Origin of the sequence: Fictibacillus solisalsi, from assembly GCF_900103485.1 — a bacterium.
In the GTDB taxonomy this organism is placed as follows: domain Bacteria; phylum Bacillota; class Bacilli; order Bacillales; family Fictibacillaceae; genus Fictibacillus_C; species Fictibacillus_C solisalsi.
Genome location: NZ_FNHW01000008.1, coordinates 46326 through 54734, shown reverse-complemented (window position 1 = coordinate 54734; position 8409 = coordinate 46326). Strand labels below are relative to the sequence as shown.

The 8409-nt window shown below is 44.1% G+C and carries 11 protein-coding genes and 1 rRNA gene; 11 read left to right on the top strand and 1 reads right to left on the bottom strand.

All coding sequences use genetic code 11. The features are described from left to right. Positions 1 to 84 precede the first annotated feature (84 nt). From rrf to rsmI, 11 genes are all read left to right on the top strand, one after another. Positions 85 to 200 (top strand): 5S ribosomal RNA (rrf, locus tag BLT53_RS23505). A 440-nt stretch (positions 201 to 640) separates the two neighbouring features. Beyond that, complete coding sequence (locus BLT53_RS23500; protein ID WP_090239582.1) at positions 641 to 838, top strand: sigma factor G inhibitor Gin; 198 nt, start codon at positions 641 to 643, stop codon at positions 836 to 838. A 106-nt stretch (positions 839 to 944) separates the two neighbouring features. After that, a complete protein-coding gene (locus BLT53_RS23495; RefSeq protein WP_090239579.1) occupies positions 945 to 2387 on the top strand; it encodes an aminotransferase class I/II-fold pyridoxal phosphate-dependent enzyme in 1443 nt (480 codons plus the stop codon). Then, complete coding sequence (gene tmk / locus BLT53_RS23490; RefSeq protein WP_170834486.1) at positions 2384 to 3025, top strand: dTMP kinase; 642 nt, start codon at positions 2384 to 2386, stop codon at positions 3023 to 3025. The genes BLT53_RS23495 and tmk overlap by 4 nt, the downstream gene beginning before the upstream one ends. A gap of 23 nt (positions 3026 to 3048) precedes the next feature. Continuing rightward, the gene (locus tag BLT53_RS23485) at positions 3049 to 3378 is read left to right on the top strand and encodes a cyclic-di-AMP receptor (RefSeq protein WP_061975998.1); all 330 of its coding nucleotides are present in this window, start codon (positions 3049 to 3051) and stop codon (positions 3376 to 3378) included. A gap of 17 nt (positions 3379 to 3395) precedes the next feature. Then, positions 3396 to 3836, top strand: coding sequence for a YaaR family protein (locus BLT53_RS23480; RefSeq protein ID WP_090239574.1), 441 nt, complete (start codon positions 3396 to 3398; stop codon positions 3834 to 3836). Between the two features lie 9 nt (positions 3837 to 3845). Further along, the gene (gene holB / locus BLT53_RS23475; RefSeq protein WP_090239572.1) at positions 3846 to 4832 is read left to right on the top strand and encodes a DNA polymerase III subunit delta'; all 987 of its coding nucleotides are present in this window, start codon (positions 3846 to 3848) and stop codon (positions 4830 to 4832) included. Between the two features lie 6 nt (positions 4833 to 4838). After that, the gene (locus BLT53_RS23470; protein ID WP_090239570.1) at positions 4839 to 5666 is read left to right on the top strand and encodes a PSP1 domain-containing protein; all 828 of its coding nucleotides are present in this window, start codon (positions 4839 to 4841) and stop codon (positions 5664 to 5666) included. A gap of 15 nt (positions 5667 to 5681) precedes the next feature. Next, positions 5682 to 6035 carry a DNA replication initiation control protein YabA gene (gene yabA, locus BLT53_RS23465; RefSeq protein ID WP_061975991.1) on the top strand — a complete coding sequence of 118 codons (354 nt, stop codon included), beginning with the start codon at positions 5682 to 5684 and terminating at the stop codon, positions 6033 to 6035. Between the two features lie 64 nt (positions 6036 to 6099). Then, positions 6100 to 6843, top strand: a complete 744-nt coding sequence (locus BLT53_RS23460; RefSeq protein ID WP_090239568.1) for a tRNA1(Val) (adenine(37)-N6)-methyltransferase — start codon at positions 6100 to 6102, stop codon at positions 6841 to 6843. A gap of 20 nt (positions 6844 to 6863) precedes the next feature. Continuing rightward, on the top strand, positions 6864 to 7751 hold the full coding sequence (rsmI, locus tag BLT53_RS23455; protein WP_090239565.1) for a 16S rRNA (cytidine(1402)-2'-O)-methyltransferase: 888 nt from the start codon (positions 6864 to 6866) through the stop codon (positions 7749 to 7751). A gap of 47 nt (positions 7752 to 7798) precedes the next feature. Here the strand turns inward: rsmI and abrB are convergent, their stop codons facing one another. Then, positions 7799 to 8083 (bottom strand): transition state genes transcriptional regulator AbrB, encoded by a 285-nt coding sequence (gene abrB, locus BLT53_RS23450; RefSeq protein ID WP_061975985.1) that lies wholly within the window; start codon positions 8081 to 8083, stop codon positions 7799 to 7801. Positions 8084 to 8409: the final 326 nt, after the last annotated feature.

Genomic DNA, 8409 nt, shown 5'->3' with positions numbered 1-8409 from the left:
ATCTAGTTTTGAGGGAATATGCCTCAAAAATAAAAGGTTTGTCAGCGACGAAGAAGATCGCCGTTGATCACAAACCGATATATGTCTGGTGGCAATAGCGAAGAGGTCACACCCGTTCCCATACCGAACACGGAAGTTAAGCTCTTCAGCGCCGATGGTAGTTGGGGGCTTCCCCCTGTTAGAGTAGGACGTTGCCGGGCAAAGACGAAGCACTGCTGAGAAATCAGCGGTGCTTTTTTGTTTTGTCGTGGAATGAAAATGACGTGATCTGCAAGTAAATCGTGTCGAACCGCAATTCATTGAGTCAAACCGCAACTAAGCAGCGGCGCGGGAATAAAACAAAAACCCCCATACCCCTGGATTCAGCTTCGGCCGCATCAAAAGCCCCTTTTCAAAAAAATTAAAAACCACCTCAAAAGCTCTTTCCTTATCAAAAACCTTAAATCCACGATCAGGAAAAAGAACCAATTTTTCAGCAAAAACCCTGAAAAGGGCTTTAATTTTCGGAGACAGACACGAACAAATTCCATTTTACATACATTGAACTAGAGCCCAAGAAGAAAAAACGAGTTTAGTAAGATACGAGAGTATAGAGGAGCTTCACCCTGGAAAGAATGGGAGTAACGGAGGTGGATGAAAAATGGATTCATCAAAACAGCAAGCAGGGGAAATGTGCTTAGTTTGCGAAGAAAGGAAGCAAACAGGCATTCATATTTTACATCAGTACATTTGTATGGATTGTGAAAAAAAAATAGTTTCTGCTGAGACCAATGACGAGTATTATAAACACTATCTTAAGCAATTACGAAAACTGAAACTGGTAAATTCCTCTGTCTAAACAGGCCGCCAACGGCCTGTTTTCTCTTTGGACGTGAAGCAGAGGGTAAGAAGTTATGCTAAAATAAAGCTAAGCAAAACATTTAATGACCAAAGGATTAAACAGGATGCGACAACAACAAACACCATTGTACGATGCCCTTGTGCAGCATCGTCAGCATACAAAATGGTCTTTTCATGTACCAGGCCACAAGAACGGGACTGTAGGATTTCAGCTCGCTGAGGCGTTTTCTTCTGTTCTTCCCTTTGATGTGACAGAACTGTCGGGGCTTGATGATCTTCATGAACCGACAGAAGCGATTCATGAGGCACAGCAGCTAGCCGCTGATTTTTACAATGTGAAGGATAGTTACTTCCTTGTTGGCGGAAGTTCGGCAGGAAATCTAGTCATGCTGTTTTCGGCTTTTAAGGAAGGGGATGTAGTTCTCATTCAGCGGAATTGCCATAAGTCCGTGCTGAACGGACTGGAACTGGCTGGATTAAGGCCTGTTTTTTTGTCACCGGAAGTGGACCCTGCAGGGCATTTTGCGACAGGAATTTCCTTTTCAAATGTGAAAAAGGCACTGGACAAGTATCCTGATGCCAAAGGAATTTTGCTTACTTCTCCCAACTACTATGGTATGGTTCCAGATTTGACCGAAATCGTTGAATATATGCATCATAAAAATCTGGTTGTGCTGGTGGATGAGGCGCATGGTGCTCATTTAGGGCACAGTGAGTACTTTCCGGATGGTGCGATAAGCGCCGGAGCGGATATGGTTGTGCATTCTGCTCATAAGACCCTGCCTGCGATGACAATGGGGGCCTACCTGCACTGCAACAGTTTTCGAATCGACGATAAAAGGGTAAAACATTACTTACAAGCACTTCAGTCAAGTTCACCCTCCTATCCCATTATGGCCTCTCTTGATCTGGCCAGAGCGTATACAGCGAATCTTTCTACTGATGATTTTAAAAAAATCAGGCAGGATACAGCTCATTTCCGCCGCTCCTTAACCGAGCTTGACGGTTTTCGTGTGCTGGAAGCTTCACCAGGGTGCAGAATGGATCCATTGAAGGTTACGGTACAGAGTACGGTGGGATTGTCGGGATATGAACTACAGCATATATTTGAGAAAAAGGGAATTTATACTGAACTTGCTGATCCCTTCAATGTATTGTTTGTTCTTCCCTTGGGAGAGATTCAGAATTCGAATGCAGTCATTCAAACGATACGGGATGCGGTTTCGGAAGGAATGTTTCACAAGGAACAATTTCGTCAATCTCCGATGATCGCCCAATCGGCTGAGATCAGTGCTCTTGAAAAGAGTTACAAGGAATTGGCGCAAATGGAGACACGGCTTGTATTTCTTGAAGAGGCAGCAGGTTCTATTGCGGCAGAAGCAATTATTCCGTACCCGCCTGGCATTCCTTTGATTGCCAAAGGGGAACGGATCACAGAAGTCATGATTAAAGAATATCAGTACTTGTCCAGCCAGGGTGCAAGGTTTCATGGAGGACAGGAACATAAAATATACGTATTTGCAGAACAGAAGGAAGAGTGCTTGTGAACGGATTATTTATAACCATTGAAGGCCCTGATGGGTCAGGAAAATCCACCCAAATCAAAAAGTTGGCGGAGTTTTTAAAGGAAAGTTCCATTCCCTTTATTTTAACCCGGGAACCGGGGGGAACTGCGGTGAGTGACAAAATCCGGTCGTTAATCCTGGATCCGGCCCATCCGGAAATGGCGGATGAAACTGAGGTACTGCTGTATGCCGCATCTCGTGCACAGCACGTAAAGGAAAAAATCATCCCTGCTCAAAAGGAAGGGAAATTGGTCCTGTGCGACCGATTTGTGGATGCTTCCGTCGCTTATCAGGCGTATGGTCTCGGTATTCCCGTAGAGGATGTAACCCGCATTAACCGATTTGCAACCGGCGGACTAAAGCCGGACCGAAGCTATCTTATTGATGTTGCACCCGAGATCGGGAGACAGCGCATGGTAAGCCGGTACTCAGGGGAAGCGCTGGACCGTATTGAGCAGAAAGAGCTTGATTACCATGAAAGAGTCAGATCCGGTTTTCAAAAAATTTATGAAGAAAACAAGGAGCGTTTCCTGCTTGTCGATGGAAATCAGACGGAAGATGAAGTTTTTGATGTGATCATAAAGGATATTAAATTGCTTCTAGCGAACCGATATAATTAATAAAAAACAGGAGGGATACAAAGATGAAGATGATCATTGCAGTTGTACAGGATAAAGACAGCAACCGGTTGGCAGATGCCCTTGTCAAACATGAATTTCGTGCGACCAAGCTTGCGACAACAGGAGGGTTCCTGAAGGCAGGAAACACGACATTTATGATTGGTGTGGAAGATCAGCAGGTGGATCGTGTCATGGAAATCATCAAAGAAAACTGCAAGAGCCGCAATCAGTTGGTTGCCCCTGTATCTCCTATGGGCGGCAACGCAGATGCATATGTCCCTTATCCTGTTGAAGTTGAAGTTGGAGGAGCAACAGTGTTTGTTCTACCGATCGAAAGTTTTCAGCAGTTTTAAATAATGGAGGAATGGAAATGAAAATCGGCCAGGATTCCCGTACGGTGGTTGAGACCAGGATGGCGGAAACCAAAGGAAACGGGAAAAGCGGTCTTTCGTTTGGGGAAGCCGTAGCCACTCAACAGAAAAAGCTGCAAAGCGAACAATTGGGAACGCTTTTTAAAGATGTTGAAAAACAAGGCGAGCGTCTCATCCGGAGCCAGACATTAAAAGATTTCACACAATACAAGCTGCTTGTTCAGCGATTTGTCAAAGAAGCCGTAAGTTTCGGCATGAACCTTAAACAGCACAAAGGGTGGAACAGCCAGGGAAGATTGCAGACATCACGGCTGGTTCAGGAGATTGACACGAAACTGCTCGAAATGACCGATACGATGATAAAGAAAGAAGAAAAATCAATCAGCCTCCTTGATCAGATCGGTGAAATGAAAGGGCTATTGATTAATCTGTATATGTAGGTGGAAAAAATGAGCTGGGAACAATTAAGTAAACGTCAGCCAAGGATTGTTAAAACGTTAACAAACACTGTCAGGAAAGACCGTCTCGCTCATGCTTATGTTTTTGAGGGGGGCCATGGCACCGGCAAGATGGACGTGGCCCTGCAGCTCGCAAAAACATTTTTATGCAGGGAGCAAACGGATGTTGAACCTTGCGGAGAATGCAAGGATTGCAAGCGGATTGATTCAGGCAATCATCCCGACGTTCATGTTGTTCAGCCCGACGGACAATCCATTAAGATCGATCAAATACGCGGCCTGCAAAAGGAATTTGCCTATCACGGCATGGAGTCGGAAAAGAAAGTTTATATTGTCGAACATGCCGACCGAATGACTGTCCAGGCAGCCAACAGTCTGCTGAAATTTCTGGAAGAGCCTACTTCTTCTACCATCGCCATTTTACTGACTGAACAGGTGCACCGGTTGCTTGAAACGATTATGTCTCGCTCACAGGTGCTTTCTTTTTCACCGCTTCCCTCCGATCAGCTGATCGGAGTTCTTCAGAACGAGGGAATTTCCCTGCCGATGGCTTCCATGGCAGCGGCCCTGACGAATGATACGTCAGAAGCGCTCGAAATTTGTAGGGAAGAGTGGTTTGCACAAGCACGAGACAAAGTGATACAATTAACTGAAGAGTTGAGGAGTCGTCCCAACCAGGCTCTTGTTTCATTACAGGAAAACTGGTTGTCGTTTTTTAAGGAAAGAGATCAACTCGACAACGCATTAAGCCTTTTATTGATCTGGTACAAAGATCTTTTATTTATACAGCTTTCGGAGCCGGAGCACCTGGTATTTGTCGATCAGCGGCAGGCGTTGGAGCAACAAGCTCTACATACCTCACAGAAACGAATCAGTGAGAACATGCTGGCGGTATTAACAGCCAAGCAGCGTCTAGGTGCAAACGTAAACCCACAGCTCCTCATGGAGCAGCTGGTTTTACGATTACGGGAGGGATAAAAGCCTGTGTATGAAGTAGTTGGTGTCCGCTTTAAAAAAGCGGGAAAAATATACTATTTCGATCCTGGCGACCTTGAAATCTTAAATGAATCATTCGTAATTGTCGAAACAGCACGCGGTATTGAGTACGGAAAAGTCGTTATAGACAAGAAGCAAGTTGGGGAGAATGATGTTGTACTTCCTTTGAAAAAAGTCGTAAGAAACGCAAACGAAAAAGATACACTTGCGGTGGAAGAGAACAAAAAAGCTGCCCAACAAGCCTTTCATCTTTGCACTGAGAAAATCACCGAGCATAAGCTGGATATGAAATTGGTGGATGTTGAGTATACATTTGACCGAAATAAAGTTATTTTTTATTTCACAGCGGATGGACGCATCGATTTCCGTGAACTTGTTAAAGATCTTGCTTCCATTTTCAGAACACGGATTGAACTTCGTCAAATCGGTGTTCGCGATGAAGCCAAAATGCTTGGCGGAATCGGTCCATGCGGAAGAATGCTTTGTTGTTCAACTTTTCTTGGTGACTTTGAACCCGTCTCAATCAAGATGGCCAAAGATCAGAATCTCTCGCTGAATCCAGCGAAAATTTCCGGACTTTGCGGCCGTTTAATGTGCTGTTTGAAGTATGAAAACGACTACTATGAAGAAGTCAAAAAAGAACTTCCGGATGTTGGAGAGTATATTGCTACTCCTGACGGAAGAGGTCGCGTGGTAGGATTGAATATGCTCGAGAAACTTGTACAGGTCGATCTGCCTGAACTTGAAAAAGTAACAGAATACACAATTGATGAGCTCATGAAAGAAAAGGAATTATTTACGCAAGCTACAGAATAATGAGGTGGAAAGCACGTGGAGAAAGATCAAATTTTTTCCCGGGTGACCCATATGGAGCAGCAATTGGCAGCTTTAACGGAGCAAATTGGAGACTTAAAAGCAGACCTTGTCGCCTTATTGGAACAGAATCACAACCTGCAAATGGAAAATTACAATTTGCGAAGTGCTCTGAAACCACAGGAAAAAAAGGGATCCAAATCCTCTGTTAAAAAGCGGTCACTGTCACAAGAATCGGCAGATATCGGGGAAGGCTATGACAACTTGGCCAGGCTGTATCAAGAAGGATTTCATATTTGCAATCTGCATTACGGAAGTGTACGAACAGAGGGCGACTGCCTGTTCTGTCTTTCATTCCTTAATAAAAAATAAGAGTCTTTCCAATGGGGAAGACTCTTTTCTGTTGTAAGGGTAAAAATACGAAAAGAGTGATGAAATGAAGAGCCGGTTACAAGGAGATGAGCGTCTGGATTATCTGGTGGACGAGTCCCTGAAAATTATTCAAAGCCCCAGCGTTTTTTCTTTTTCCCTGGATGCAGTATTGCTGAGCAGGTTTGCCTATATTCCCATCCAAAAAGGAAGGATTATTGACCTTTGCAGCGGGAATGGAGCGGTGGCACTGCTGTTGACTCAGCGATCCAAGGCCCAAATTACTGGCGTAGAAATTCAGGAGCGGCTGAGCGATATGGCAAAAAGGAGTATTGTACTGAACGGCCTTGAGGATCAGATCAGCATGGTGACGGACAATATTGTCAATCTCCCTGAAACGTTGGGACATGGCCGTTTTGATGCGGTTGTATGCAACCCTCCCTACTTTCCGTCAGCTAATCGAAAAGATCATAATGAAAATGAACACCTCGCTGTCGCCAGGCACGAAATTTACTGTACGCTGGAAGACGTCGTCTCGGTAAGCAGTAAACTCGTGAAACAGGGCGGGAAGGTCACCTTTGTTCACCGGCCTCAGCGTTTAATGGATATTTTAAGCACCATGAGGGCGTATCGGCTGGAGCCAAAGAGGCTTCAATTTATCCATCCGAAAAAAGGCAGTGAAGCCAACATGCTGCTGATTGAAGGCATGAAGGATGGCAGGCCGGACCTTCACATCCTTCCGCCGCTTACGGTTTATGGAGAAGACGGGCAGTACACGGAAGAATTGAAGACCGTCTTTTACGGAAAATAAGAAGGAAGGAGGAATGAGTTATGTGGCAGCAAAAGAGCTACCATGAGCAACATGAAACAGGTGTACTCTACCTGGTTCCGACACCGATCGGCAATCTGGAGGATATGACGTACCGTGCCATTCGGATCTTGAGGGAAGCTGATTACATAGGAGCGGAAGACACACGGCAGACTAAAAAGCTTTGCAATTATTTCGAGATACAGACACCGCTTCTCAGCTATCATGAACACAATAAAGAAGCAAGCGGCATGAAGATAATCGACCGGTTAAAGGAAGGGAAGACCATCGCGATCGTATCCGATGCCGGAACGCCCGCCATCTCTGATCCAGGCTATGAGCTGGTGGTCAGCGCTTTAATGGAGAACATTCCTGTGGTTCCTTTGCCGGGAGCCAATGCGGCCCTGACCTCTTTGATTGCTTCGGGACTGGATACAAAGGACTTTTACTTTTATGGATTTCTTCCCCGTGGTAAAAAAGAGAAACGGGAACAGTTGGAACGGTTAAAGTTCTATCCGTTTACGATGATCTTTTATGAGTCTCCCCATCGATTAAAAGAAACGCTCTCAGCTATGCTTGAAGTGCTCGGAGACCGCCAGCTTTCGATGGCCAGAGAATTAACCAAGAAGTATGAAGAGTTTATCAGGGGTTCTTTAACGGAAGTTCTGGAATGGGCGAAAAACACAGAGGTCAGAGGGGAATTTTGCCTCATTGTTGAAGGCTCCGAAAATGAAAAGAATGAAGAAAATACGGAGACTAAATGGTGGGAACCGCTCACCATGGTTGAACATGTCGAGCATTACATCGAACAGGAACAGCTAAAAAGCAAAGATGCGATAAAACGGGCTGCAGCGGACAGAAACGTATCCAAGCGGGAAGTCTATCAGGCCTATCACATCGAACAAGAATAAAATAAAGGGATATAAAAAAGCCTCCTGATCGACAGGAGGCCATTTTTTTATTTTGAAGTTTGAAGTTGTTTTTGAAGTTCGTTCATGATTTCTTTTGCACCTTCTGGGCTAAGAATGATTTTTCCGCCAGCAAGTGAGTAGTTGTCATCAGAAACTTCACCAGTTACAGCACATGTCATGTTAGGCTTGTATTTTTTGAGGATGATGCGGTCATCATCAACATAAATTTCCAAAGCATCTTTCTCTGCAATTCCAAGAGTACGGCGTAATTCGATTGGAATTACCACACGTCCTAGCTCATCAACTTTACGAACAATACCTGTAGATTTCATTTTTAGTAATCTCCTCCCGAATAGTAGAATATCTAAACCTAACTTTATCTATATTTATATAATCGTCAGAATTCGACAAAATCTTACGGATTCATCATAACAATATTTCCAGATTAGGTCAACTATTTTGTAAATAAAAATTTCTCTATCTATTTACCCTGTTTTCCTTAGATTCAATCATATCAGAATGTTGAAGGGAAAAGGTAAAAAAAGGCTTAGAATTTTATGTTTTATTTTCAAATTTATTACTGGAAATTACGTTTGATAAATTCGTCAATTTTCGACAAAACTGACTTTTAAAAAATACCCTCTTAGCCTGTTCTTCC